Annotated in this window: 22 protein-coding genes and 1 tRNA gene; 9 read left to right on the forward strand and 14 right to left on the reverse strand. The window is 71.3% G+C overall.

The window, feature by feature from the left end; all coding sequences use genetic code 11:
- Window position 1: 1 nt before the first annotated feature.
- The 4 genes from IEZ12_RS28420 to IEZ12_RS28435 are packed head-to-tail and all read right to left on the reverse strand — an operon-like array spanning window position 2 to window position 4,646.
- The gene (locus IEZ12_RS28420; protein ID WP_100588792.1) at window positions 2-514 is read right to left on the reverse strand and encodes a type II toxin-antitoxin system RatA family toxin; all 513 of its coding nucleotides are present in this window, start codon (window positions 512-514) and stop codon (window positions 2-4) included.
- Window positions 507-1,808 (reverse strand): aspartate aminotransferase family protein, encoded by a 1,302-nt coding sequence (locus IEZ12_RS28425; RefSeq protein WP_189275880.1) that lies wholly within the window; start codon window positions 1,806-1,808, stop codon window positions 507-509. Before IEZ12_RS28425 ends, IEZ12_RS28420 begins: the two co-directional genes overlap by 8 nt.
- 8 nt (window positions 1,809-1,816) lie before the next feature.
- Entirely contained in the window at window positions 1,817-2,953 is a 1,137-nt protein-coding gene (locus tag IEZ12_RS28430) for an acyl-CoA dehydrogenase family protein (RefSeq protein WP_043915816.1), read from the reverse strand.
- 58 nt (window positions 2,954-3,011) lie between these two features.
- Window positions 3,012-4,646: an aldehyde dehydrogenase family protein gene (locus IEZ12_RS28435; RefSeq protein ID WP_189275882.1), complete on the reverse strand. Its 1,635-nt coding sequence runs from the start codon at window positions 4,644-4,646 to the stop codon at window positions 3,012-3,014.
- Between the two features lie 232 nt (window positions 4,647-4,878).
- Here IEZ12_RS28435 and IEZ12_RS28440 point away from each other — a divergent pair, with 232 nt between their 5' ends.
- Window positions 4,879-5,850, forward strand: coding sequence for a bifunctional lysylphosphatidylglycerol flippase/synthetase MprF (locus IEZ12_RS28440; RefSeq protein ID WP_373295539.1), 972 nt, complete (start codon window positions 4,879-4,881; stop codon window positions 5,848-5,850).
- A 49-nt stretch (window positions 5,851-5,899) separates the two neighbouring features.
- Here IEZ12_RS28440 and IEZ12_RS28445 read toward each other — a convergent pair whose 3' ends face one another.
- Window positions 5,900-6,661 carry an AfsR/SARP family transcriptional regulator gene (locus IEZ12_RS28445; RefSeq protein WP_189275886.1) on the reverse strand — a complete coding sequence of 254 codons (762 nt, stop codon included), beginning with the start codon at window positions 6,659-6,661 and terminating at the stop codon, window positions 5,900-5,902.
- Window positions 6,662-6,994: 333 nt separating this feature from the next.
- Here IEZ12_RS28445 and IEZ12_RS28450 point away from each other — a divergent pair, with 333 nt between their 5' ends.
- The 4 genes from IEZ12_RS28450 to IEZ12_RS28465 all read left to right on the forward strand — a co-directional run bounded on the left by IEZ12_RS28450 (window position 6,995) and on the right by IEZ12_RS28465 (window position 10,147).
- On the forward strand, window positions 6,995-7,717 hold the full coding sequence (locus IEZ12_RS28450) for an SGNH/GDSL hydrolase family protein (RefSeq protein WP_189275888.1): 723 nt from the start codon (window positions 6,995-6,997) through the stop codon (window positions 7,715-7,717).
- A gap of 208 nt (window positions 7,718-7,925) precedes the next feature.
- Window positions 7,926-8,013 (forward strand) — tRNA-Pro (locus IEZ12_RS28455).
- A 49-nt stretch (window positions 8,014-8,062) separates the two neighbouring features.
- Window positions 8,063-9,010 carry a diacylglycerol/lipid kinase family protein gene (locus IEZ12_RS28460; RefSeq protein ID WP_229848196.1) on the forward strand — a complete coding sequence of 316 codons (948 nt, stop codon included), beginning with the start codon at window positions 8,063-8,065 and terminating at the stop codon, window positions 9,008-9,010.
- 33 nt (window positions 9,011-9,043) lie between these two features.
- Window positions 9,044-10,147 (forward strand): ferritin-like domain-containing protein, encoded by a 1,104-nt coding sequence (locus tag IEZ12_RS28465; RefSeq protein ID WP_189275890.1) that lies wholly within the window; start codon window positions 9,044-9,046, stop codon window positions 10,145-10,147.
- Window positions 10,148-10,273: 126 nt separating this feature from the next.
- Here IEZ12_RS28465 and IEZ12_RS28470 read toward each other — a convergent pair whose 3' ends face one another.
- The 4 genes from IEZ12_RS28470 to IEZ12_RS28485 form a co-directional block, all read right to left on the reverse strand.
- Window positions 10,274-11,353, reverse strand: coding sequence for a zinc-binding dehydrogenase (locus IEZ12_RS28470; protein ID WP_189275891.1), 1,080 nt, complete (start codon window positions 11,351-11,353; stop codon window positions 10,274-10,276).
- Window positions 11,354-11,422: 69 nt separating this feature from the next.
- Window positions 11,423-12,844, reverse strand: a complete 1,422-nt coding sequence (locus IEZ12_RS28475; protein WP_189275894.1) for an aldehyde dehydrogenase family protein — start codon at window positions 12,842-12,844, stop codon at window positions 11,423-11,425.
- 81 nt (window positions 12,845-12,925) lie between these two features.
- Window positions 12,926-14,062: an alpha/beta fold hydrolase gene (locus IEZ12_RS28480; protein WP_189275896.1), complete on the reverse strand. Its 1,137-nt coding sequence runs from the start codon at window positions 14,060-14,062 to the stop codon at window positions 12,926-12,928.
- Window positions 14,059-15,114 carry a hypothetical protein gene (locus IEZ12_RS28485; protein WP_189275898.1) on the reverse strand — a complete coding sequence of 352 codons (1,056 nt, stop codon included), beginning with the start codon at window positions 15,112-15,114 and terminating at the stop codon, window positions 14,059-14,061. Before IEZ12_RS28485 ends, IEZ12_RS28480 begins: the two co-directional genes overlap by 4 nt.
- Before the next feature lie 291 nt (window positions 15,115-15,405).
- On the opposite strand from IEZ12_RS28485, the gene IEZ12_RS28490 reads away from it, so the two are divergent.
- Window positions 15,406-16,245, forward strand: a complete 840-nt coding sequence (locus IEZ12_RS28490) for an alpha/beta fold hydrolase (RefSeq protein ID WP_189275900.1) — start codon at window positions 15,406-15,408, stop codon at window positions 16,243-16,245.
- A 145-nt stretch (window positions 16,246-16,390) separates the two neighbouring features.
- Here IEZ12_RS28490 and IEZ12_RS28495 read toward each other — a convergent pair whose 3' ends face one another.
- Window positions 16,391-16,582 carry a hypothetical protein gene (locus tag IEZ12_RS28495; RefSeq protein WP_043915807.1) on the reverse strand — a complete coding sequence of 64 codons (192 nt, stop codon included), beginning with the start codon at window positions 16,580-16,582 and terminating at the stop codon, window positions 16,391-16,393.
- 55 nt (window positions 16,583-16,637) lie between these two features.
- Entirely contained in the window at window positions 16,638-17,507 is an 870-nt protein-coding gene (gene mca / locus IEZ12_RS28500) for a mycothiol conjugate amidase Mca (protein ID WP_043915806.1), read from the reverse strand.
- A 159-nt stretch (window positions 17,508-17,666) separates the two neighbouring features.
- On the opposite strand from mca, the gene IEZ12_RS28505 reads away from it, so the two are divergent.
- Window positions 17,667-18,089: a DUF4307 domain-containing protein gene (locus IEZ12_RS28505; protein ID WP_100588780.1), complete on the forward strand. Its 423-nt coding sequence runs from the start codon at window positions 17,667-17,669 to the stop codon at window positions 18,087-18,089.
- Window positions 18,090-18,326: 237 nt separating this feature from the next.
- Window positions 18,327-18,824, forward strand: coding sequence for a transcription elongation factor GreA (gene greA / locus IEZ12_RS28510; RefSeq protein ID WP_100588779.1), 498 nt, complete (start codon window positions 18,327-18,329; stop codon window positions 18,822-18,824).
- Between the two features lie 75 nt (window positions 18,825-18,899).
- On the opposite strand, the gene IEZ12_RS28515 is transcribed toward greA, so the two are convergent.
- The 3 genes from IEZ12_RS28515 to ilvA all read right to left on the reverse strand — a co-directional run bounded on the left by IEZ12_RS28515 (window position 18,900) and on the right by ilvA (window position 22,204).
- Complete coding sequence (locus IEZ12_RS28515) at window positions 18,900-19,691, reverse strand: ABC transporter permease (protein ID WP_229848216.1); 792 nt, start codon at window positions 19,689-19,691, stop codon at window positions 18,900-18,902.
- A 70-nt stretch (window positions 19,692-19,761) separates the two neighbouring features.
- Window positions 19,762-20,772: an ATP-binding cassette domain-containing protein gene (locus IEZ12_RS28520; RefSeq protein WP_189275904.1), complete on the reverse strand. Its 1,011-nt coding sequence runs from the start codon at window positions 20,770-20,772 to the stop codon at window positions 19,762-19,764.
- A gap of 220 nt (window positions 20,773-20,992) precedes the next feature.
- On the reverse strand, window positions 20,993-22,204 hold the full coding sequence (gene ilvA / locus IEZ12_RS28525; RefSeq protein WP_189275905.1) for a threonine ammonia-lyase: 1,212 nt from the start codon (window positions 22,202-22,204) through the stop codon (window positions 20,993-20,995).
- Between the two features lie 91 nt (window positions 22,205-22,295).
- On the opposite strand from ilvA, the gene IEZ12_RS28530 reads away from it, so the two are divergent.
- The gene (locus IEZ12_RS28530) at window positions 22,296-22,742 is read left to right on the forward strand and encodes a MarR family winged helix-turn-helix transcriptional regulator (RefSeq protein ID WP_189275907.1); all 447 of its coding nucleotides are present in this window, start codon (window positions 22,296-22,298) and stop codon (window positions 22,740-22,742) included.
- The last annotated feature ends 61 nt before the right edge of the window (window positions 22,743-22,803 follow it).

Consider the following 22,803-nt stretch of genomic DNA (forward strand, 5'->3'; position numbering starts at 1 on the left):
CTCAGCCCACTTCCAGTGCGGAGTCCGGGATCTCCGCGGCGGGCTCGGCGACCGCCCGGGCCACCGCCTCGTCGCCGACCACCCGGGCCGTGCCGAACAGGCCGACGACCACCCGGGCGATGGTCTCCTTGAACACCCGCACCGCGACCGGGTCGAGGATGCCCGCGAGGCTCGGGATGCCGAAGTCGAACTCGGCGGAGAAGTGCACCCGGCACTCGCCGTCGACCTCGGCGATCCGCCAGCTGCCGGCGAACGAGTCGAAGTCGCCGTCGAGTTGGGAGAAGTCGATGGTCAGGGCGGCGACGTCGAACCGGTCCTCCTCGGTCCAGCGGAGGATGCCGTTGCGGAAGTACACCTCCCAGTCGCTGGTCTCCTCGGCGTCGCCGATCCGGTGCACGGTCACCGCCCGTACCACCGGCACCAGTTCGGGGTAGCGGGCGAAGTCCCGCACCCGCTCGAAGACGGTGACCGGATCACCGTCGGGTACCGCGACAGTCACCTCGACGCTACGCATGGACGGTTCCACCTTCACCAGTCGGCGCGTACCGGGCAGCCTGCTTCCGGCACGCGTTGTCGAATGCCTCGTAGAGGTGATCCACCTCCGCGCGGGTCAAGATCGCCGGCGGCGTGAGCCGCAGCACCAGGTGCGAGTTGAGCGAGTGGTTCGCCACCACGCCCTGCATCACCAGCTCGATGAGCAGGTCGCCGGCGATGCCGGGCTCGGCGAACTCGAAGCCCAGCAGCAGCCCGCGGCCGCGGACCGCGGACACCGCGGAGCCGAAGTGCCGGCGGACGATGTCGCCCAGCCCGAGCCGCAGGTCGGCGCCCAGCTCGTGCGAGCGGGCGACCAGGTTCTCCTCCTCGATCGCCGCCAGCGCCCCACGGGCCGCGGCCATCGCCAGCGGCACCCCGGAGAACGTCGAGGTGTGCAGGTACGGGTCCTTGTCGAAGACCGAGAACGCCTTCGCGGTCGCCACCACCGCCGACACCGGGACGATGCCGCCGCTGAGCCCCTTGCCCACCAGCAGGGCGTCGGGGGTGACGCCCTCCCGGTCGGCGCCGAACCAGGTGCCGAGGCGGCCCAGTCCGGTCTGGACCTCGTCGAGGACCAGGAACGCGTCGTGCCGGCGGCAGGCGACGGCCACGTCCCGCAGGTAGCCGTCCGGCGGGACGATCACCCCGGCCTCGCCCTGGACCGGCTCGACGACCACGCAGGCCCGCCCGGGCATCGTCCGCAGCAGCTCCTCCAGGGCCTGGGCGTCCCCGTACGGGACGTGGTCCACGCCCGGCAGCAGCGGGCGGAACGGGTCCTGGAACAGCGCCTTGCCGGTGAGGCTGAGCGCGCCCATGGTCTTGCCGTGGTAGCCGCCGTGGGTGGCGATCAGCCGGTCCTTGCCGTGCGTCCGGGCCATCTTGATCGCGGTCTCCACCGCCTCCGCGCCCGAGCCCGCGAAGTGCACCCGCTCCAGGCCGCTCGGCGCGACCTTGACCAGGGCGTCCGCGGCCAGCGCGGCCTGCGGCTCCAGGAAGATCCGGCTGGCCACCGGGTGCCGGTGCAGCTGCTCCTCGACGTAGCGGGTGACGATCGGGTGCCGGGCCCCCATCAGGAGCACGCCGTACCCGCCGCAGTTGAGGAACCGGCGGCCCTCGGCGGTGGTCAGCCACGCGCCCTGGGAGCCGGTCTCCACGTGCCCGCCGAACAGCTCGCCCAGCGTGGCCCGGCCCTTGTTCAGCCGCCTGCGGTACAGCCGGCCGAGCGTCTCGCGGTCGACCTCCGCGGGCAGGTAGCCGACGTCAGTCCTGTTCATCTCACTCCTCAGCTGAGCCGCAGCGGACGGCCGGCGGTGTGCTCCAGCAGGGGGCCTGCGAAGCTCGCACGGGACGGCGGGTGGAACGACAGGCCCTGGGCGGCGGCGGTGAGGTAGGCGACGTCGGAGGACGAGATGAAGGCCATCCCGCCGAGCGCCTCGGCGGCCCGGTGGGCCGTCTCCGCCAGCGCGTCCTGCGCGCCGTAGCGGGCCAGCAGCGCCTTGCCGAGCGCCTCGTTGCCGGCCTCGCCGTCCATCACCATCCGGGCGACGCCCTCCAGCAGCAGGTTGGCGGTCTCCAGACGGGTGATCAGCTGGGCCCGGTCGGAGTCGCTGCCCCGGCCGCTGCTCAGCACCCGCTCCACCAGGCCGGTCACGATGCCCAAGTAGGAGGCGGAGATGAGCAGTTCGAACCAGATGAAGCCGACCGTCTGGAGCTGGTCGAGCTCGCCGGCGTCGCCCAGCTCGGTCCGCATCAGCTGGCGCTCGTCCACGAAGACGTCCGTCAGCCGGACCTCGTCGCTCTCCGCCCCGGCCAGCGCGAAGGACGACCAGAACGGGTGCACGGTGATGCCCTCGGCCTGCCGGGGCACCAGCAGCACCGCCATGTCGCTGCCGCCGTCGGCCCGCGGCAGGGCCGTGCTCGCGGTCAGCAGGTCCATCGACTGCGAGAGGCTGCACGGCTTCTTCGAGCCGTTGATCAGGTATCCGCCCTCGGTCTCCCGGGCCCGCATGGTCGGGGCGAGGATGCCCTGGCTCGGCCGGCCCTCGGCGAACCCGGAGGCGACCAGCAGGTTCTGCGAACAGATGCCCTCCAGCAGCGCCCACTCCACGCCGCTGCTCTGCAGGCTCTCGGCCAGGGTGAACAGGGTCGCCACCGAGAAGTGGTGCATGGTGGTCGCGACGGCGAGCGACGGGGCCCGCAGGGCCAGCGCCCGGGTCACCTGCAGCGCCTGCAGCGGGTTCGCCCCGGAGCCGGAGTAGCTGGTGGGGACGACCAGCCGGGCGCCGCCGGCGGCGCGGAACAGGTCCAGGGACGAGCTGCCCGGCTGCTCCAGCTCGGTCAGCGGGACGGCGGCCAGCTTGTCCTGCAGGCCGGGCAGGAACTCCTCGCACGACGCGCGTGCGGCGTCCAGTGAGCGCATATCGGTTGTCGACTCCTTGTCGGGTTTGGGCCGGTGCACGGCTCCATGGCCGGGCGCGTCACGAGCGTTGGGCTTCCAGCGCCTTCCAGGCGTCGAAGACCGCCTCCCGGGGGCGCGAACCGGTGCTGACGCTCACGCCCTGGATGTGCGAGGTGCGCAGGATCGGGTAGTTGGCCTCGCCGAACACGCCGCCGGTCAGGCCGGTGCCGCCGTGCGTGGGCAGGTAGGGCAGGAAGCCGATGTGGGAGTCGTTGACCTTCAGCAGCCCGCCGACGGTGACCCGGGCCAGGACCTGCTCGACCACCTCCGGGTCCTTGGCCCACAGGGAGTTCCGCAGCCCGTACTCGTTGGTGTTGAGGTGGCCGATGAAGCGCTCCAGCAGCACCTCGTCGGGCGCCTCCTCCGCGATCACCAGCGGCAGCAGCGGGAAGAAGGTCTCGTGCCGCACCGCGTCGATCTCCCGCGCGGACTCCAGCCCGCGGACCACCACGACGGTGGGCTCCAGGAAGATGCCCGCGGGGTCCCGCGTCTCGTCGGCCTGCATGGCGTGCCCGCCGCAGGCGAGTTCGGCGCCCTTGTCCAGCGCGTCCTGGAGGCACTGGAAGAACTTCTCGTTGCGCAGCACCGGGGTGAGCAGCACGTCCGGCTGGCTCGGGTGGCCCGGCAGGATGTGGCCGACGTGGCGGACCAGGTGCTCGATCAGCTCGTCCGCGACGGCGGGGTGGACCACGACCTGGTTGGGGATCATGCACAGCTGCCCGGAGCCGTAGAAGCTCTCGGTCAGCGCCTCGGCCGCCAGGTCGAGGTCGGCGTCCTTCCAGATCACCACGGCGTCGTTGCCGGCCAGTTCGAGGATCGGCTTCTTGCCGGCGGCGATGCAGCGCTCCTGGAACCTGATGCCGTTCTCGCTGCTGCCGAAGTACATGACGTCGTCGACGTGCGGGCTGTCCAGCCAGGCCGAGAGCATCGGCGCCGGGTCGCCGCACACCACGTTGAGCGTGCCGGGCGGCGCCCCGATCTCGTCCAGGACCGGGACCACGATCTCGTGCAGGACGTACATCACGCCGAGCGGTGCGCTGCGCGGCGCCCGGATCACCAGCGAGTTGCCGGCCATCAGGGAGGTGACGCCCAGCAGCGCGCTGGAGAGCGGCGCGTTCTGCGGCGGGTTGAGGCAGACCACGCCGTCGGGCCGGCGCCGGACCTCGATCCGGCGCTCGCCGCGGTGGAACTCCTGCAGCATCTGCGAGCGGTAGAAGCCCAGCGACTCCGGGCCGAAGCACTCGAGCATGCCGGAGACCTGCCAGCGGGCCAGCGCCAGCGGATGGCCCTCCGCCACCAGGATCTCGGTGATCTCCTGGGCCTTCTCCGCGAGCCGGGCGTGCAGCAGCTCCCCGAAACGTTCCAGGCGGGTCTCCAGTGGGAAGGACACCCACTGGCCGGCGGCGACCGCGGCCGCCTCCAGGGCGGCGTCGACCGTCGCCCGGTCCGCCTTCGCGACCCTTCCGACGATGGCGGCCGGAAGGTTTTCCGGCCGAATTCGGCCCTGCTCAAGTTTCCTTTTCAGTGTCAGACCGGCGAACGCGTCCTCCAGCAGGGTGCCGGAGTCAATGACATAGACCCATTGATCGCTCTCCAGGGTCTTTCCGTTGACATAGGAGCCATAGGTTCGCAGGGGCAGCGAAGCAGTGGACACTCTCACACTCCCTGTCCGGGCGCATTGACGCGGATATTCCGAAGCACCCGAGAACACTCTCAGCGGCACCTGAAAAAGCGCTGACAGGACGCTGAAACGGGACTCTCAGCCGCCTCCAAGGAGCCATTGATACGTTGCTTCCCACCTGGCGGGACGAGTCGAGGGGCAGAAGCGGATGGTGCGATCCGGAAGTCGGCCGGAAGGGATCTCCACAGCGGGGGACGCGGAGGTTTTGGATCGCGCATTGCCGGTTCTGGAGAAGTACGGGGAGAATGCGAGCGCTTTTCTCGCCCTCAATGCCGGGAACGAGTTCTTCGCCCTGCCGGACGAGGACGGGCTGATCGCCTACCGCCGCGCGGGGCGCTACCTGGTGCAGTTCGGCGGCGTCTTCGCGGCGCCCGAGCGGCAGCCGGTGCTGCTGCGGGAGTTCCGGGCGGCGGCCGCCCGGGAGCGCCGCCGGATCGTCGGCGTGCAGCTCCAGCGGGCCGATGCCGAGCTGTACCGCGCCGCCGGGTTCACGATCAACCAGGTGGGCGCGTCGTACTCGGTGCCGCTGCCGGACTTCTCGCTGCGCGGTTCGAAGTTCGTGAAGCTGCGCAACAAGATCTCGCGGGCCGGCCGCAGCGGGCTGGAGGTGCGCGAGGTGGACTTCGCCGAGTACGCGGAGCGCATCGCCGCGATCGACCGGACCTGGCTGCGCGCCAAGGGCCGGCACGTCAAGGAGATCGAGTTCCTGGTCGGCCAGCTCGGCGGCCCGGCGCAGCGGCTCCGTCGGCTCTTCGTCGGCCTGCTCGACGGCGAGCCGGTCGCGTACATCTCCTACTCACCGGCGTTCGGTTCGCGGCCGGGGTGGCTGCACGACCTCAGCCGGCGGTTGCCGCAGACCGTCCCCGGTGTGATGGAGGCCGTCAACGCGCATGCGGCGGGGCGGTTCAAGGAGGAGGGTGCGGGCTGGCTGCACTTCGGCTTCACGCCGTTCACCGGCCTGGATCCCGAGCACGAACTCGCCGGGCACAGCCCGCTGACCGCGAAGTTCATGCGCCTGCTGGCCGAGCACGGCGGGGCGGTGTATCCGGCGCAGACCCAGCTCGCCTACAAGGAGAAGTGGGCGCCCGAACCGGCCCTGCCGGAGTACCTGGCGTTCGACGGAGGTGCGCGCCTCGGCGCCGTCTGGCAGATCCTCCGCGTGACCAAGTCGGTCTGAGTGCGCCGCCGGCGGGCCGCCGCGTGGGCCTGCCGATCGGTCGGTCCGCTCAGGTGCGGGTCGGGGCGTTGTTCAGGATCTGCTGGAACTTGCGCTTCAACCGCGGCGACGGTTCGAGGCCGAGGTCGTTGGTCAGCCGGTGCCGGGTGCGGTGGAAGACGTCGAGGGCGTCCGCCTGGCGGCCCGAGAGGTACAGGGCCGTCATCAGCTGCTCGCAGAAACGTTCCCTCAAGGGGTGCTGGAGGCAGAGCTGCTCGATCTCCGGCACGACGATCTGACTCTGGCCGACTTCGAGCTTGGCGTCGATCAGCAGTTCGAGGGCGACCAACCGGGTCTCCTCCAGCCGCACGTACGCCGTCCGGCAGATCATTCCGTGGCCGGCGTCCAGCAGCGCGGGGCCGCGCCAGAGCGCGAGACCCTCGGTGAGCAGCTCGACGATGCGCTGCGCCGGCTCCCGCCGGTACCCCTCAAGGCCCGCCACGATGCGGCTGAACCGCTGGGCGTCCACGAGGTCCGGATCGACCCGCAGGACATAACCGGAGTGAGTGGTTTCGATCAGATTGCGGAGCTGAGGTTTTCCGGAACGTTCGGCAAGTATTCTGCGCAATCGTGCGACATGGCTCTGAAGTGAATTCGCTGCATTGCGCGTCAGCCGCTCACCCCACAATTCGTCGATGAGTTCACTGGAGGAGACCGACATTCTCGGAGAGAGTGCCAGTGTGGCCATGATCGCTCGGAGCTTCTCGCCCGGCAGGTGGATCGATATGCCGTCGTCCGTCAACTCCAACGGCCCTAAAAGATCGACTCGCATCGCGGCTTCCCTCCCTTGGGGGGCATTTCTCGCTGTGCACTCGTGATCATTCCCGGTTGATCCTAAGCTGGGCCCCAAGCGCTGTCAACGAAAACCGGCCCGTGCGCACGCCGCTTTGACGGCTGTTATTCGATTCGACACAGTCGACCGTGGCGAAAAATCGCCCCACGGCCAGGATGCCGTCAACTACCGATGGTATTGGTGTGATCGCATTCTGTTGCCGCACGTGCCATGCGCGTTCGCCCCCTTCGGTCGGACGCGGATCATGCGGAACCCGATCCACCCCGACCCGGGCGGCGGCCCGGTGCCAACCTCTGACGACAGGAATGTGCGATGGCGACGAACCGCACCCAGCCGGTCCGGTGGCAGGAGCCGCACCATCTCTCCGAGGGGAGAGTCCGTCAGCTCCTGACCTCGGCGCCCTGGGGCCGCTTCGTGGTCCTCGGCGACAGCGTCGCGGCGGGGGCGGGCGACCACTCCCACGGTTACCGGTCCGAGTACTGGGCCGACCGGGTGGCGGCGATGCTGCGCACCGCTCGGCCCGGCCTCGCCTACCTCAACCTCGGACGGCGCGGCGTCGCCGGCCCCCAGGTGCGCTCGCGGCAGCTGACCAGGGCCCTGGCCTTCCGGCCCGACCTGGCCGCGATCGCCGTCGGCCGGGACGACATGCTCGGCGGCTCGTTCGACGCCGAGATCTTCGCGGCCGAACTCAGCCGGATCATCGCCCCGCTCCGCGCCGTCGGCTGCGACGTGCTGACCTTCGGACTCTTCGACATCAGCAGGTCCAGGTCGGTGCCGCAGCACCGGAAGGCGGCGCTGCGCGAACAGGTCCGGCTGCTCTCCGAGCGCACCGAGGCCGTCGCCCGGCGGCACGGCGCCATCCACGTGGACCTCACCACGCACCCGGCCGGCGAGGATCCGGGCCTCTACAGCAAGGACGGGAACCACCCCACCGTCCGCGGGCACGCCATCGCTGCCGCCTCGGTGATCCACGAGCTGAGCAACAGCCGGAGCACCTTCTCGCTCCTGCGGCACGCCTCGACGGTGGCGACCTGACGCCGGCCGGAACCGCTGCGCACATCGGGGCGTCCCGCGCCCGGTCATTGTCATGTTTCGGCCGATTTCCGCGAGGCCCGTCGGCGCCCGCGCCACTGACACGGCGATCTCAGCGGGCTTCCAGCGGCCGCTGCCAGAGTTGTCCCCGCAGCCGGGCAGCAGGCGCCGGCCCGGCCGGGCAGCAGGCGCTGGTACAGCCGGCCGCCGAGGAGAGGTTCCCGTAGCGGCCCAACGGGGGTCGGGCCAGGGCCCGACCGGGGTGCAAGCCCTCGCAGGTTCGAATCCTGCCCTCTCCGCACACCGGCGAAGCCCTCCGACCCGCCGTCGCGGGAGAAGAGAGAACCGATGATGGTCGCAGGCCCTTGGGCCCGCCGTGGCGTGCTCATCGCGAACCCCGTCGCGGGCCGGAAGGACCCGGCGCTCATCGACGCGGTGATCCGTCACTGCTCCCCGCTCGTCGCGGAGTTGAACGTCGTCCTGACCTCCGGCAGCGGCGCCGCCCAGGCGACCGCCCGGGACTGCGTCGGCGACGCCGACCTGGTCGTGGTCGTCGGGGGCGACGGCACGACCCGCGAAGTCGCCTCCGGGCTCGCGCGCGCGGCCGGCGAGGACCCGGCGGCCGACCTCCCGGCGATGGTCAACGTGCCTGCCGGGACCGGGAATTCGTTCTACCGCGAGATCTGGTCCGACCGCCCGTGGCAGGAGGTGCTCAGCAGTTCGCTGAGCGGCGCCGGCCCGCGGCTGCGCAGGGTCGACATGGCCCGGATCCGCGAGACGGACACCCTGGCCCTGCTGGGCGCCTGCTCCGGGCTGGTCGCCGAGGCGCTGATCACCGCGGCCCGGCTCCCGGAGCTGGCCGGCCGGGACCGCTACCGCGAGGCGGTGGCCCTGACCCTGCGCACCTTCGAGGCGTACCCGGGCCGGGTCCTGGTCGACGGGACGGTCGTCCACGACGGCGCCGCGGTCCTGGCGAACGTCGGCGGGGGCCGCTACCGCGGCGGCCAGTTCAAGGTCCTGCCGCACTCGGTCCTGGACGACGGCCTGCTGGACGTCTGCGTCGTCGGCGGCGACCTCGACCCGCGCGAGCTGCCGGGCCTGACCGCCCGGGGCGACCACGTCGGCCGCCCCGAGGTGGTCTACGCCCGCGGTCGCCGCATCGTCATCGAGCGCACGGACGGCTCCCCCCTGACGTTCGAGCACGACGGCGAGCTGGTCCGCACGTCGGCATCCCGGTACACGATCGAGGTGCTGCCCAATGTTCTCCCGGTGCTCGCACCGTCAGGGACGGTGTGAACCCGGGCTCGGCGAGAAGGCGGAGAACTGTCCATGAATCACTCTGACGAACTCAACGAACGTGCGAAGTCCACGAGTTGGACGTTTCCGATGGCCGGCGACAACCACTTCACCTGGGACTACGACTCCGGACGCGAACGACTGCTGAATCTCTATCAGAAGGGCAAGGACAAGCAGTGGGACAGCGCCACCCGCATCGACTGGTCGATCGAGGTCGATCCGTGCGACGCGCTGGGAACGCCTGAGAAGACGCTCGCGCTCTACGGCTCCCGCCAGTACGAGAAGCTGAACGCGGCGGAGCGCCGGGAGATGCGGCAGCACATGGCCGCCTGGGAGTTCAGCCAGTTCCTGCACGGCGAGCAGGGGGCGATGATCTGCTCCGCCCGCATCGTGCAGTCCGTCCCGGACATCGACTCCAAGTACTACGCGGCGACCCAGGTCATGGACGAGGCCCGGCACGCCGAGATCTTCTCCCGCTTCCTCGGCGAGAAGATCGGCCTCACCTACCCGATCAACCCGCACCTGAAGTCCCTGCTGGAGGACGCCCTCAACGACTCCCGTTGGGACATGCCCTACCTGGGGATGCAGGTGCTGATCGAGGGACTCGCCCTGGCCGCGTTCGGGATCCTGCGCGACCGCACCGACAAGCCGCTCCCCAAGCAGATCCTGGCGTACGTGATGCAGGACGAGGCCCGGCACGTCGCCTTCGGCCGGCTCGCGCTGCGCGACTACTACGCCCAGCTGTCCTCCCGCGAGATCGCCGAGCGCGAGGAGTTCGTCGTCGAGGGCTGCTACCTGATGCGGGACCGCTTCCGCATGCAGGAGGTCTGGGAGAACCTCGGCTTCGACATGAAGGAGTGCATGGAGTACATGAACCGCGGGCCCCGCATGCGGGCCTTCCGTTCGCTGCTCTTCGCCCGGATCGTCCCCTGCGTGAAGGACATCGGCCTGTGGGGGCCGGCCGTGCAGAACGCCTACGCCGACATGGGCGTCCTGGAGATGGGCAACAGCGACCTGCTCAAGCTGATGTCCGAGGACGAGGCGCAGGCCGACGAACTGGACCGGGAGCGGGCGGAGTTGCAGGCCCGCGTCAACGAGATCGACGAGGCCGTGGCACTCGGCGCGGCCGCCGAGTAGCGCCGGGAAGATCCGACGACGGGCGGTGGGACGGCGGGGACGCCGGCCCGCCGCCCGTTCCGCGTCCGTGGTGCAGGCGATGAGAAGGTCGGCGGGGGTCGCCCGCCGACCGTGGTCGTTCCCGGTTCAGAGCAGGACGAGCGAGCGCCCGCCCTGGTGCGCCGCCAGGCGGTCGAAGGCGCCGGCGACCCCGTCCAGCGGGATCCGGTCGCTCACCAGTGCGCCGATGTCCATCCGCCCGGCCCGCACGTGGTCCAGCAGCACCGGCACGTCGCGCTCGGCCGTGGCGTTCCCGTGCAGGCACCCGATGAGCCGTCGCGCCGAGTGGAACAGTTCCAGCGCGGTGAAGGAGACCCGGTCGTCGCGGCCGCCGGCGCCGACCACCGTCACGGTGCCGCCCCGCCGCGTGCAGTCCCACGCCTGACGGACCGTCGCCGCGCCGCCGACGCACTCGATGGCGTGGTCGCAGCCGCGCCCGTCCGTCAACTCCCGGATCTCCTCCAGCAGATCGGGCGACGCGGGGAGGAAGTGGGTGGCGCCGCTCTGCCGGGCGGCCTTCTCCTTGTCCGCCGAGGCGTCGACCGCGACGATCGTTCCGGCGCCGACCAGCCGCAGGGTCTGCAGGGCGATCCGCCCGACCCCGCCGACGCCGAACACCACGGCCGACTGACCGGGCCGCACCCGGGCGCAGTTGACGACCGCCCCGAACCCGGTCAGGGCGGCGCAGCCGAGCAGCGCGGCGACCTCGGGCGGCACGTCGGAGGGCACCTTGACGACCCCCGATTCGGGCAGCACGGTCTCCTCGGCGAAGGCCGCGACGCCCAGGCCCGGGTAGACCGGGGTCCCGTCGGCGAGCCGGCCGTACGGCTTGCGCGAGACCAGGTCGGAGTACGAGCAGAGGTAGGGCTCCCCGTTCCGGCAGAAGGCGCACGACCGGCACGGCGCCCGCCAGTTCAGCACCACGTGGTCGCCCGCCCGGACGTGCTCCACGCCGGAGCCGACCTCCGTCACCACGCCGGCGCCTTCGTGGCCGAGCACTGCGGGCGTCTTGTGCGGGAGCGTTCCGCGGTGGAGCGACAGGTCGGAGTGGCACACCCCGGCCGCGACCAGCCGGACCCGCACCTGCCCCGCGTCCGGGCCGGCCAGGTGCACGTCCTCGACCGAGAGTCCGCCGCCGGCCCCGGTGGTCACCACTGCCCGTGTCATCTACCCACTGATCCTCTCGTCGCCTGCGCGCGTCGCGGTGACGCGCGTCGGGGCCGCCACGGCCGGCGCCTACAGCTGCAGGGCCTTGTGGACGGTGAACTCCTCGATCCCGGCCCGGCCGAGCTCCCGCCCGTGACCCGACTGCCGGACGCCGCCGAACGGCGCCAGCGGGTTGAACCGGCCGCCGTTGACGTCCACCTGCCCGGTGCGCATCCGCCGGGCGAAGGCCACCGCCCGCTCCTCGTCCCGCGACCACACGGCGCCCGACAGGCCGTAGGGCGTCCCGTTGGCGATGGCGACCGCCTCGTCCTCGTCGCGGTAGCGCAGCACGGACAGCACCGGCCCGAAGATCTCCTCCTGCGCGATCGACATGCCCGGCTGGACGCCGGCGAAGACCGTCGGCGTGACGTAGTGCCCCACCGGCAGGTCGTCCGGGCGCTCCGGACCGCCCGCCACCAGCTCGGCGCCCTCGGCGAGTCCGGCCCGGATGAAGCCGCGGACCCGCTCCAGCTGAGCGGCCGACGCCAACGGCCCCAGCCGGGAGTCCGGCGAGCGCGGATCGGCCGGCCGGTAGGCCGCGGCCGCCTGCACGGCGAGCTCGACCGCCTCGTCGTAGCGGTCGGCGGAGACCAGCATCCGGGTCCAGGCGTTGCAGGACTGGCCCGTGTTGAGCATGACGCTGGAGACGCCGGCCGCCACGGCCCGCTCCAGGTCGGCGTCGGGGAGGATCACGTTGGCCGACTTCCCGCCCAGTTCGAGCGAGGTGCGCTTCACCGTCCCGGCCGCGAGCGCGCCGATGCGCCGGCCGACCTGCGTCGAGCCCGTGAAGGAGATCATGTCGACGTCCGCGTGGCGGACCAGGGCCTCGCCGGCGAGCGGCCCGGTCCCCGTCACCAGGTTGAACACGCCCGGCGGGAAGCCCGCGTCGTGGACGGCCCGGGCGAGGGCGAGGGCGGTCAGCGGCGTGAGCTCGGAAGGCTTGAGCACCACGGTGCAGCCGACCGCGAGCGCTGCGGCGACCTTGGCCACCACCTGGTGCAGCGGGTAGTTCCACGGGGTGATCGCCCCGACCACGCCGACCGGCTCGCGCAGCACCAGCGAGCTGCCGACCCGCTCGCTCAGGACCAGGTCGGGAAGCACGCCGAGGTAGGAGTCGAGCACCGCCAGCGGCAGTCCGACGTGCACCTTGCGCGCGATGCGCACCGGCGCCCCCAGCTCGGCGGTGATCGTTCCCGCCAGGTCGTCGGCGCGCTCGCCCAGCGTCTCGCGCAGCCGTTGGAGACACTTCGCCCGCACGGCCGGGTCGCTCCCGGCCCAGGACGGGAAGGCCCGTACGGCGGCCGCCACCGCGGCGTCCACGTCCGCCTCGCCGCCCGCCGCCACGGCTCCGATGCACTCACCGGTCGCCGGGTTCTCCACCTCGATCGGCGGCGCGCCCAGGACGGCCGGCCGCCAGCCGCCCTCCAGGTACAAACGGTCAGTCTCGTGCACGGGAAACCTCCGGGACCCCGGGTCGGATCGCCCCACCCTCGCGCAGTCCGCTGAAACGGCGCTGACACCCCGGTCGCAGCCTCAGGCGGTGGCGGCGCCCCGCACGCGCCCGACCTCCTCGGCGAGCAGGACGTCCTGGAGGAGTTCGAAGTGGTCGACCCGGCGCAGCCGGAAGGTGTCCCGGATGCCGCGCTGGCGGGCGAGGGCGTTGAGGTCGTTGAAGTTCCGCTCGTAGTGGGTCGAGAAGACCACCTTCACCCCGAGACGGTGCCCGCGCAGCAGTTCGATCCGCTCCATGAACAGGTCGTACCGGCCGTCCGGCTCCCAGTAGTCCCACACGTCCATCGCGTGCCGCTGGATCTGCGCCAGGTTCTTGGCGCTCACTTTGTGCAGGTACTCGCTCAGGTTCTGGAACTCCACCAGCGTCTCCGGGATCCGGGCGATCCGCTTCAGCTCCTCCAGCGGCGAGCCCGGGTCCAGTTGGGAGAGCCCGCGGGAGACCATCATCGTCGAGTGGTTGATGTTCGGGTCGAGCAGCAGCACGCCCGACACCGCCGGCTTGCGCGAGGGGTGGTCGCGCCAGAGCTCGCCGAGCCTCAGCAGCATGTCGGCGCCCAGCGAGAACCCCACCAACGTCAGCCGCTTGTCCGGGAATTGGCGGTGCAGGTTGTTGATCGCGCCGTTCACCAGCTCCGCGTGGGTGGTGAGGCCGATCGGGCGGTAGCGGTCGTCCCTGGTCTCCCGCGCGTTGAACCCGAACAGGGTGATCCCCGCCGTGTGCTCCTCGGCGACGTGCATGTACGGCCGGAAGTCGTCGGCGTCCAGCCCGAGCCCGTGCAGCAGGACCACCAGGTGCGGGGACGAGGTCACCCGCTCCAGGTAGTGCAGCTCCCGGCCGATCACCGCCTGGTCGCTCGGCAGGTCGCTCTCGAAGTCGTCGGCCTCGATGTCGAACGAGCGCTCCACGATCCGGCGCGCCGCATACCGGCGGTGGTCCATCAGCCCCCGGGCCTGCCAGGACAGCGCACCGGCGCCCAGCACCGCCGTCACCCCGAACCCCCAGCCCGACAGGTGGTGGAAGAGCCAGGCGATCCAGCCGCGGACCTGGTCGCTGTAGATCCCGATCACCAGGCTCGCCACCGCGCCGAGCGCCCCGAGCGGCTTCGACCAGCGCGCCACGACGCCGGCTCTCAGCGCGCTCCGCACACCGCCGCTCATGAACCCCCGCCCGTTCCGGGCCCGATGACGGCGGCGAGGTCGGCGCCCGCCGTCACCCGCCCGATGAAGTGCGCGTCCTCGGCGTCCGCCAGGTGCAGCGGACGAGGGTCCCCGGCGAGGTAGCCCGTCACCCGGCTGCCCTGCCGGACCAGGTCGTGGCTCGGCTCCATGCTCAGGAACAGCCCCGGGGCGGCCAACTGCCCGACGAGCTCGGCGATCAACCGCTCGCGGACCTCCCGCTCGTACTGGTAGAGCACGAAGTTGCAGGTGATCACGTTGAAGCGGTGGGTGCGCAGGAAGCCGGCCAGCTGCGCCCGATCGAGGACGTCCAGCGCCGACAGCCGGACCTGGCCCGCCGTCGCGGCGGCGCGCTCCAGCGACCAGACCAGTTCGGACCAGCGGTCCTCGTAGTAGGCCGACGGGCCGTGGCAGGAGCCGACCCAGTCCGTCGTCGGCAGCGGCGCGGCGTCGATGCCGTGCCGGACGGCGAGCGGGATGTCGAGGTACGGCGGACGCTGCGGGAGCCACGTCAGGTCCGCGGCGAACCGGTCGAACACCTCGCGGTTGTTCAACTGGCGGGGCAGCGCGCCCAAGCCCGTGCCGACGTCGAGGAGCCGGACCTCGTCGACGCCGAAGTGCCGCGCGAAGCCGCCGATCAGCAGCTGCGGCACCAGGAAGCGGCGCGCCCCGGTGAACGAGTTGGAGTGCGAGGTGAGCAGGTCCACCACCTCGGTCTCGTGGCGGTCGAGCGCCGCGCCGAGCGAGCGCGAGCGCTCCGCGGGGAGGGCCCCGGGCTCGAACACGGACGCCACGTCCGGGTGCGTCGACGCGAGCTGCCGGACGGCGATGCCCAGCAGGGTGATCAGGTGGGAGTCGCTCATGCTGGGCCGCTTGTGCCGGACTGCGGCCAGGATCCGGTCCAGGGCCGGGTCGCTCGACGCCGTCAGGTCCAGCAGGGCCCGGTGGAAGGCGTTCCACCCGTGATGGCCCTGCTGGTGCCCCTGCATCGCCGCCAGCGTGCGGCCGAACGAGGCATGTCGATCACCGGTCACAGCTTCCCCCTCCTGGCTTCACTGATCGCATTTCCCCAGGTGCATTGACGATGCGGCCGGTAAATCGATCAAGGAATCCCCCGCGCCCCCGCAAGTCCATCCTTAGATTCCAACCGCCGTCGCGACTCAAACGTCAGAACGAAACCTCCTGGAGACCGATCTCGCACAGACCTGCCGGAACCCGCTGAAACCACCGGCATTCTGTGATACCCCTGATTCCACCGAATGCGCCGACCGACGCCGACCGGCCGGCGGTCGATCATCGAACGCTCACGAGAAGGTCCGCCCCTGATGTCCTCAGCGCAATCCCTCGCACAGGTCCGTCCGCGCACGGCCGGGCCGCTCTCCTGCCTCGAACACCGGGCCGACTCCTCGTCGATCGTCGTATTCCTGCACGGCCTCGGCCTGGACGCCCGCGACTTCGTCGACTATCTCGCGCACCACGAGGCACAGCACGCCATCGCCGTCACTCTGCACGGCTTCGACCCCGGACCGCAGCAGGCCTTCCCGCCCGTCGCACTGTCCACCCACATCGCGATGACGGCCGACGCGCTCGCCGCCGTCGCGGCCGAGAATCCCGGCAAACGCATCGTCCTGGTCGGATTCTCGCTCGGCGCCGATCTCGTTCTCCAGCTCGCCGAATTCTGGGCGGAGCATCGCTCCCGCGCGGTGCCGATCGAATCCGCCGTCCTGCTCGATCCGAATGTCAACCAATCGACCATGATGATTTCCCGCCTGTTCGCGGCGGCGGACCCGGCCGATCCGAATCCGACATTCGAGCGACTACGGGAAACGGCCCAGGATCCGGACGCCGAACGCGCCCTCGCCGAATACCTGTCGAAAATCGGCTCGAAGGATTTCGCCCAACTCCAGCAGCTCTCCCGGGACGTCCTGGCGTACTGGCCGGCCGGCGGATACCGCCGGCTGGGCGAACGCCTGGCCACCGTCGCCGATTTCGCCGCGACCACCCGAGTGTTCCTGTCCGCCCCCTACGCGGAACACCTGCCCGGCATGACGGCCGCCGTCCCGTCCCCCGCCGCCACGACCGTTTCCTTCGAACTGACCGCACTCGACCACTTCGGCCTGATCAGCAACGAATCGCTCTCCGCGTTCCTCTCGCACGCCCTCTGACCCGACCCGCCCGAACGCTCCGAAGCCGCACATGCCCGACCGGGCGAGCGGCAGCCACCGCGAGGGGCCGGTGTTCACCGGGGCGGTGCGGGTCGCGGCGCCGTTCGCCGTGGGTGTGGACCTCGGTATGGGGTGAGCCCGGAGGTCACTCGTCCTTGGGGTCGGGCTGCTCGGTGAAGTCGATCTTCTTGAAGCGGGCGTTCATGGACTTCAGGAGGAACCAGGTGGCGATGCCGAGGACGGCGAAGACGACGAAGCCGAGGAGGCCGGGGGTGACCTTGGTTTCGTCGAGGGCGAGGTCGGCGGCGAGCTGGGTGACGTTCACGGGGGTGCTCATTCGTCCATGGTGACCCGGCCCTACGCGGGCCGGGTCACCGGGGGGTGGTACGGGGTTACTTCCGGAGGCCGGCGAACAGGTCGGTCTCCGGGAGGTCGGTGTCGACCAGCGACTTCGCGAGTTCGTAGTCCTCGGTGGGCCAGACGTCGCGCTGGATGTCGATCGGGACGCGGAACCACGGGCCGTCGGGGTCGATCTGGGTGGCGTGGGCGATCAGCGCCTTGTCGCGGATCTCGAAGTACTCGCCGCACTCGACCCGGGTGGTGATCTCCCGCTCGGCGCGACCGGACTTCTCCCAGCCCTCGATCCACTCGCCGTAGGGCGAGTCGTGGCCGTTGTCGGTGAGGTAGGCGTGCAGGGCGCGGATGCGGCCCATCGGGAAGCCGTGGTTGTAGTAGAGCTTGAGCGGCTGCCAGGGCTCGCCGGCCTCGGGGTAGGCCTCCGGGTCGGCGGCGGCCTCGAAGGCCGCCATGGTGATCTTGTGGGTCATGATGTGGTCGGGGTGCGGGTAGCCGCCGTTCTCGTCGTACGTGGTGATCACGTGCGGGCGGAACTCGCGGATCAGCTTGACCAGGGTGCCCGCGGCCACGTCCACGTCCTCAAGGGCGAAGCAGCCCTCGGGCAGCGGGGGCAGCGGGTCGCCCTCCGGCAGGCCGGAGTCGACGTAGCCGAGCCAGGCCTGCTGGACGCCGAGGATCTCCCGGGCGGCGTCCATCTCCTTGCGGCGCACTTCGTGGATGTTCTCCTCGACCCACGGGTCGCCCTGCAGCTTGGGGTTGAGGATCGACCCCCGCTCGCCCCCGGTGCAGGTGGCGACCAGGACCTCCACCCCCTGGGCCACGTACATCGCCATGGTGGCGGCGCCCTTGCTGGACTCGTCGTCCGGGTGCGCATGCACCGCCATCAACCGCAACTGCTCGCTCAACGCCTGGGTCCCTTCCAGGTACAGGTATGTCCGCTTCCGTCGGGCCGGCTCCCCCGCCGCCTGTGGCGCGGACGTGCCCCTCCTATAGTGACGGACTGGAGGGCGCGTCCATTCCCGCGGACGGCCGAACGCTTCTCCGCGAAAGGACCGAGCCGCACCATGGACCAGAGCCCTACGCCCCAGCCGCCCCTGGCGCCCCCCGCGGGCCGCTACAGCCGGGCCGACGACCGGACCACCGACCGTCGGCTGCGGATCGCCGGCGCGGTGTTCGGCGTGCTGCTGGTGGGCCTGATCGCCTGGCTCGGCGGCTCGTACCTGCTGCGCGAGACGAAGCTGAACGGTACGGTGCCGACCTTCCAGACGGTGTCCGACAGCGAGGTGCAGCTGCAGCTGTCGGTGCGCAAGAGCGACGGCACCTCCGGGGTGTGCACGGTCCGCTCGCAGGGCGCGGACGGCGCGGTGGTCGGCCAGTCGGACTTCCAGGTCCCGGCCCAGGGCACCACCTACGACAAGGTCGTGACGCTGCGGACCACGTCCCGCGGTTCCACCGCCGAGCTGCTCGGCTGCACCCCCGACAAGTAGGGACACCCGCCGAGGGCCTTTGCTCCGCTCACCCTTTCGAGCGCATAGTCGAAGGAGCGGCACGCCCTCGGCGCCCGCGGCCCCTCCCGCCCGTGCGGAGAACTTGTTAGGCTCGTGATTTCGCCCCTTCCCTGCCGAACGGCACGGAAGCGGGCGTTGCTTTGCATCTGCCCAGAAAATCGACCACTGCTGCCGAACCACCCTCGCAGCAGCGCCAGCACCGACGAGGAGCACCCTGTGACCCAGACCAACGATGACGTGACCTGGCTCACTCAGGACCACTACAACAAGCTCAAGGCCGAGCTTGACCACCTGACCGGGCCCTGGCGCATCGAGATCGCCCAGAAGATCGAGGCCGCGCGCGAGGAGGGCGACCTCAAGGAGAACGCCGGCTACCACGCGGCCAAGGACGAGCAGGGCAAGACCGAGGCGCGGATCCGCCAGCTGTCGCAGCTGCTGGAGCGGGCGAAGGTCGGCGAGGCCCCGGCCGACTCCGGCGTGGTGGCCCCCGGCATGCTGGTGAAGGTGGCCTTCGACGGCGACCTGGACGACACCATGGAGTTCCTGCTGGCCTCCCGCGAGGTCACCGACGGCGACATCGACGTGTACTCGCCGCAGTCCCCGCTGGGCCGCGCCATCACCGGCAAGTCGGTCGGCGAGGACGCCGTCTACGAGCTGCCGAACGGCAAGAAGGCCGGCGTGAAGATCGTCGACGCCAAGCCGTTCTCCGGCTGAGCCCCGCGCCCGACGACGGACGGCCGCTCCCCCGGGTGGGGGGAGCGGCCGTCCGGTCGTTTCCGGCCCCGGAGGTCAGCCCGCGGCGCGGCGGTACTTGCGCACCGACAGCCAGGAGAACAGCACCGTGATGATCAGCGACCAGCCGATCGACACCAGCACGGCGTGCTGCATCGGCCAGACGTCGGGGGCGGGGCCGAGCTGGTTGCCGAACAGGCTGCGGCAGGCCTGCACGGTGGCGGAGAACGGGTTCCAGTAGGCGATCGGCTGCAGCCAGCCCGGCATCGAGCTGACCGGCACGAAGGCGTTGGAGATGAAGGTCAGCGGGAACAGCCAGATCAGGCCGGCCGAGGTGGCGGCCTCGGGGCTGCGCACGGACAGGCCGATCAGCGCGCCGATCCAGGAGAACGCGTAGCCGAGCAGCAGCAGCAGGCCGAACGCGGCGAGCGCCTTCAGGAAGCCGTCATGGATCCGCCAGCCGACCAGCAGCGCGACCAGGGCGAGCACCACCACGGTGATCGCGGTCTGCACCAGGTCGGCGAAGGTGCGACCGGTGAGCACCGCGGCGCGGGACATCGGCAGCGAGCGGAACCGGTCGACCAGGCCCTTGGTCATGTCCTCCGCGATGCCGGCCGAGGCGCCGGCCACCGCGAAGGTGACGGTCTGCGCGAAGATGCCGGCCATCAGGTACTCGATGTACACCTCGTGGCTGGGCGTGGCGCCGGGGATGGCGATCGCGCCGCCCATCACGTACGAGAACAGCAGCACGAACATCACCGGCTGCATGAGGCCGAACACCACGATCTCGGGGATCCGGGTCATCCGGCGCAGATTGCGCTTCGCGACCACCCAGGAGTCGTGCAGCATCGCGGGCACGCCGCGCCGGGGGGTGACGGGGACGGGGCCGATCGCCGCGTCGGGCAGTGCGGTGGTCATCTCAGACGTCCTTCCCGTGGCCGCGGCGGCCCTTCTTCGCCGGGTGCTCGCCCTCGTCGGCGGCGTTCTCGTCCTCGGTGGCGTGGCCGGTGAGGGAGAGGAAGACGTCGTCGAGGGTGGGGCGGCGCAGGCCGATGTCGTCGATCTCGATGGAGCGGGCGTCCAGTTCGCGGATGGCGTCGGTGAGGACCTTGGCGCCGCCGCTGACCGGGACGGTGATCCGGCGGGTGTTCTTCTCGACGGCCGGGTCGCCCTTGGCGAACGGGGTGAGCGCGGCGATCGCCTCGGGGACCAGGTCGGGGCGGTGCACGACGACCTCGATGCGCTCGCCGCCGATCTGGGCCTTCAGCTCGTCGGCGGTGCCGCGGGCGATCACCTTGCCGTGGTCGACCACCGCGATGTCGTGGGCGAGGCGGTCGGCCTCCTCCAGGTACTGGGTGGTGAGCAGCAGCGTGGTGCCCTGCTCGACCAGGGTCTCGATGACCTCCCACAGGGCGAGCCGGTTGCGCGGGTCGAGGCCGGTGGTGGGTTCGTCGAGGAACATCACCGGCGGGCGGACCACCAGCGCGGCGGCCAGGTCGAGGCGGCGGCGCATGCCGCCGGAGTAGGTCTTGGCGGTGCGGTCCATCGCGTCGGAGAGGTTGAACCATTCGAGCAGTTCCAGCGCCCGCTTCTTCGCGTCGCGGGCGCTCATCTGGTAGAGCTCGCCGACCATCTGGAGGTTCTCGCGGCCGGTGAGGTACTCGTCCACGGCGGCGTACTGGCCGGACAGGCCGATCAGGCTGCGCACCCGGTTGGGGTGCTTGAGGACGTCGACGCCGGCCACGGTGGCCCGGCCGGAGTCGGGTTGGAGCAGGGTGGTCAGAACACGCACCGCGGTGGTCTTGCCGGCGCCGTTGGGGCCGAGCAGTCCGAGCACGGTGCCTTCGGGGACGTCCAGGCTCACGCCGTCGAGGGCGCGTACGTCACCGAAGGTCTTGACCAGGTTCTCGGCTTCGATGGCTGCCGCCATGGTCCTGCCTCATCTCCCTGGAGTCGGGGGCGAAATCGGTGGACGAGTCTGTTTCGGGCGCAGACCACCCACTCTGTTACCCGAGCCCGCAGACGGCAAGCTCGCGATACATCGCAAGATGCTGCCACTCGCGATATATCGCGTCAACTCGATCGGGTGAGCCGGATCCCGGTGCCGCGGCTCGACGCCGCGGCTCAATACCGCGGTTCAGCGCCGCGGTTCAGTGCGAGACCACGAAGCCGTCCTCGCGCAGCTCCCCGATCACCGCCGCGCAGTGCTCCGGGCCCTTGGTCTCCAGGTGCAGGTCCACCTCGACCTCGGTCAGGCCCAGCTGCGGGTCGATCCGCACGTGCGCGACGTCCAGCACGTTGGCGTCGACCCGGGTCAGCACGCCCAGCAGGTCCGCCAGCGCGCCGGGCTTGTCCGCCAGCCGCACCCGCAGCGACAGGTAGCGGCCGGCCGCGGCCAGGCCGTGCCGCAGCACCCGCTGCATCAGCTGCGGGTCGATGTTGCCGCCGGACAGCACCCCCACCACCGGACCCTCGAACCGGCCCGGCTCGGCCAGCAGCGCGGCGATCGGCGCCGCCCCGGCGGGCTCGACCACCAGCTTGAGCCGCTCCAGCCCGACCAGCAGGGCCCGGGACAGCTCGTCCTCGGAGACCGTCCGCACCCCGTCCGCCAGCGAGTCGACCACCTCGAACGGGATGTCGCCCGGACGGCCGACCATGATCCCGTCGGCCATGGTGGAGAACCGCTCCAGCGCGATCGGGCGGCCCGCGGCCAGCGACAGCGGGTACGCCGCCGCGGCGGCCGCCTGCACGCCGATCACCCGGACGTCCGGACGCAGCGCCTTGATCGCGATCGCCACGCCGGCCAGCAGCCCGCCGCCGCCGGTGCCGACCAGCACGGTGCGCACCTCGGGGCACTGCTCCAGGATCTCCAGGCCGACGGTGGCCTGACCGGTGATCACGTCCCAGTGGTCGAACGGGTGGATGAAGACCGCGCCGGTCGCGTCGGCGTACTCGCGGGCCGCCCGCAGCGCCTGGTCGACGTTGGCGCCGTGCAGCCGCACCTCGGCGCCGTACTCGCGGGTGGCGGCGACCTTCGGCAGCGGCGCGGCGAGCGGCATGAAGACGGTGGAGCGCACGCCGAGCAGCGCGGCGGCCAGCGCCACGCCCTGGGCGTGGTTGCCGGCGCTGGCGGCGACCACCCCGGCGGCCCGCTCCACCGGCAGCAGGCCGGCGATCCGCAGGTAGGCGCCGCGCAGCTTGAACGAGCCGGTGCGCTGGAGGTTCTCGCACTTCAGGTGGACGGGGGTGCCGGCCACCCCGGACAGGTACCGGCTGCTCTGCATGGGGGTGACCCGGGCCACCCCGGCGAGCATCTTCTGTGCACCCCGGACGTCGTCCAGCGTGATCGGCCAGTTCTGCATGAAGATCAGCCTAGGTCCGGACGGTTCCGGTGCCGCCCCGGCGCGCGTACGCTGCTGGGCACGAGTCGCCCGCACCACCACGTGAGCCGCGATGAGCCCTTCCCTGCCCGACGTGCCCGACGCCCCCGATCCCGACCCCGATTGCCGACTCCCCTACCAGGTCGCGGTGTTCGCCCGGCGGCTCAGCGCCGTCGGGGAGCTCGACCGGGCCGCGTTCCTGTTGCTGGACCAGCTCGCCGCCGGCGGACCGGCCAATGTGAAGACGCTGGCGGCCGCACTGGGCGTGGACTCCTCCACGGTGACCCGGCAGGCCGCGCCGCTGCTGCGCGAACGGCTGCTGGCCCGGCTGCCGTACCCGGCGGACCGGCGGGCGGTGCGGCTCGCGCTGACCCCGCTCGGGGCCGGCCGCCTGGCGCAGGTGCGCGAGCGGCGGCGGCGGCTGATCGCCGAGTTGACGGCGGGTTGGACACCGGACGAGCGCACGGTGTTCTGCGCGCTGCTGGCGCGGTTCAACGACGGCCTGCGCGACCGGCGTTGAACCCGGCCCGCCGCACGGCGCAGAGCCCGGGGCGGTTCAACGGCGATCCGCACGGCCGCCG

Origin of the sequence: Kitasatospora griseola, assembly GCF_014648555.1 — a bacterium.
Taxonomy (GTDB): domain Bacteria; phylum Actinomycetota; class Actinomycetes; order Streptomycetales; family Streptomycetaceae; genus Kitasatospora; species Kitasatospora griseola.

What these genes read in the sequence shown, in the direction of transcription:
- IEZ12_RS28490 (WP_189275900.1), top strand. Translation starts at nt 15,406, where the DNA reads ATGTCCTCAGCGCAATCCCTCGCACAGGTCCGTCCGCGCACGGCCGGG.
- IEZ12_RS28480 (WP_189275896.1), bottom strand. Translation starts at nt 14,062, where the DNA reads ATGAGCGGCGGTGTGCGGAGCGCGCTGAGAGCCGGCGTCGTGGCGCGC.
- IEZ12_RS28515 (WP_229848216.1), bottom strand. Translation starts at nt 19,691, where the DNA reads ATGCTGCACGACTCCTGGGTGGTCGCGAAGCGCAATCTGCGCCGGATG.
- IEZ12_RS28445 (WP_189275886.1), bottom strand. Translation starts at nt 6,661, where the DNA reads ATGCGAGTCGATCTTTTAGGGCCGTTGGAGTTGACGGACGACGGCATA.
- ilvA (WP_189275905.1), bottom strand. Translation starts at nt 22,204, where the DNA reads ATGCAGAACTGGCCGATCACGCTGGACGACGTCCGGGGTGCACAGAAG.
- IEZ12_RS28520 (WP_189275904.1), bottom strand. Translation starts at nt 20,772, where the DNA reads ATGGCGGCAGCCATCGAAGCCGAGAACCTGGTCAAGACCTTCGGTGAC.
- IEZ12_RS28530 (WP_189275907.1), top strand. Translation starts at nt 22,296, where the DNA reads ATGAGCCCTTCCCTGCCCGACGTGCCCGACGCCCCCGATCCCGACCCC.
- IEZ12_RS28430 (WP_043915816.1), bottom strand. Translation starts at nt 2,953, where the DNA reads ATGCGCTCACTGGACGCCGCACGCGCGTCGTGCGAGGAGTTCCTGCCC.
- IEZ12_RS28470 (WP_189275891.1), bottom strand. Translation starts at nt 11,353, where the DNA reads ATGACACGGGCAGTGGTGACCACCGGGGCCGGCGGCGGACTCTCGGTC.
- IEZ12_RS28495 (WP_043915807.1), bottom strand. Translation starts at nt 16,582, where the DNA reads ATGAGCACCCCCGTGAACGTCACCCAGCTCGCCGCCGACCTCGCCCTC.
- IEZ12_RS28425 (WP_189275880.1), bottom strand. Translation starts at nt 1,808, where the DNA reads ATGAACAGGACTGACGTCGGCTACCTGCCCGCGGAGGTCGACCGCGAG.
- IEZ12_RS28420 (WP_100588792.1), bottom strand. Translation starts at nt 514, where the DNA reads ATGCGTAGCGTCGAGGTGACTGTCGCGGTACCCGACGGTGATCCGGTC.
- IEZ12_RS28450 (WP_189275888.1), top strand. Translation starts at nt 6,995, where the DNA reads ATGGCGACGAACCGCACCCAGCCGGTCCGGTGGCAGGAGCCGCACCAT.
- IEZ12_RS28505 (WP_100588780.1), top strand. Translation starts at nt 17,667, where the DNA reads ATGGACCAGAGCCCTACGCCCCAGCCGCCCCTGGCGCCCCCCGCGGGC.
- IEZ12_RS28460 (WP_229848196.1), top strand. Translation starts at nt 8,063, where the DNA reads ATGATGGTCGCAGGCCCTTGGGCCCGCCGTGGCGTGCTCATCGCGAAC.
- IEZ12_RS28465 (WP_189275890.1), top strand. Translation starts at nt 9,044, where the DNA reads ATGAATCACTCTGACGAACTCAACGAACGTGCGAAGTCCACGAGTTGG.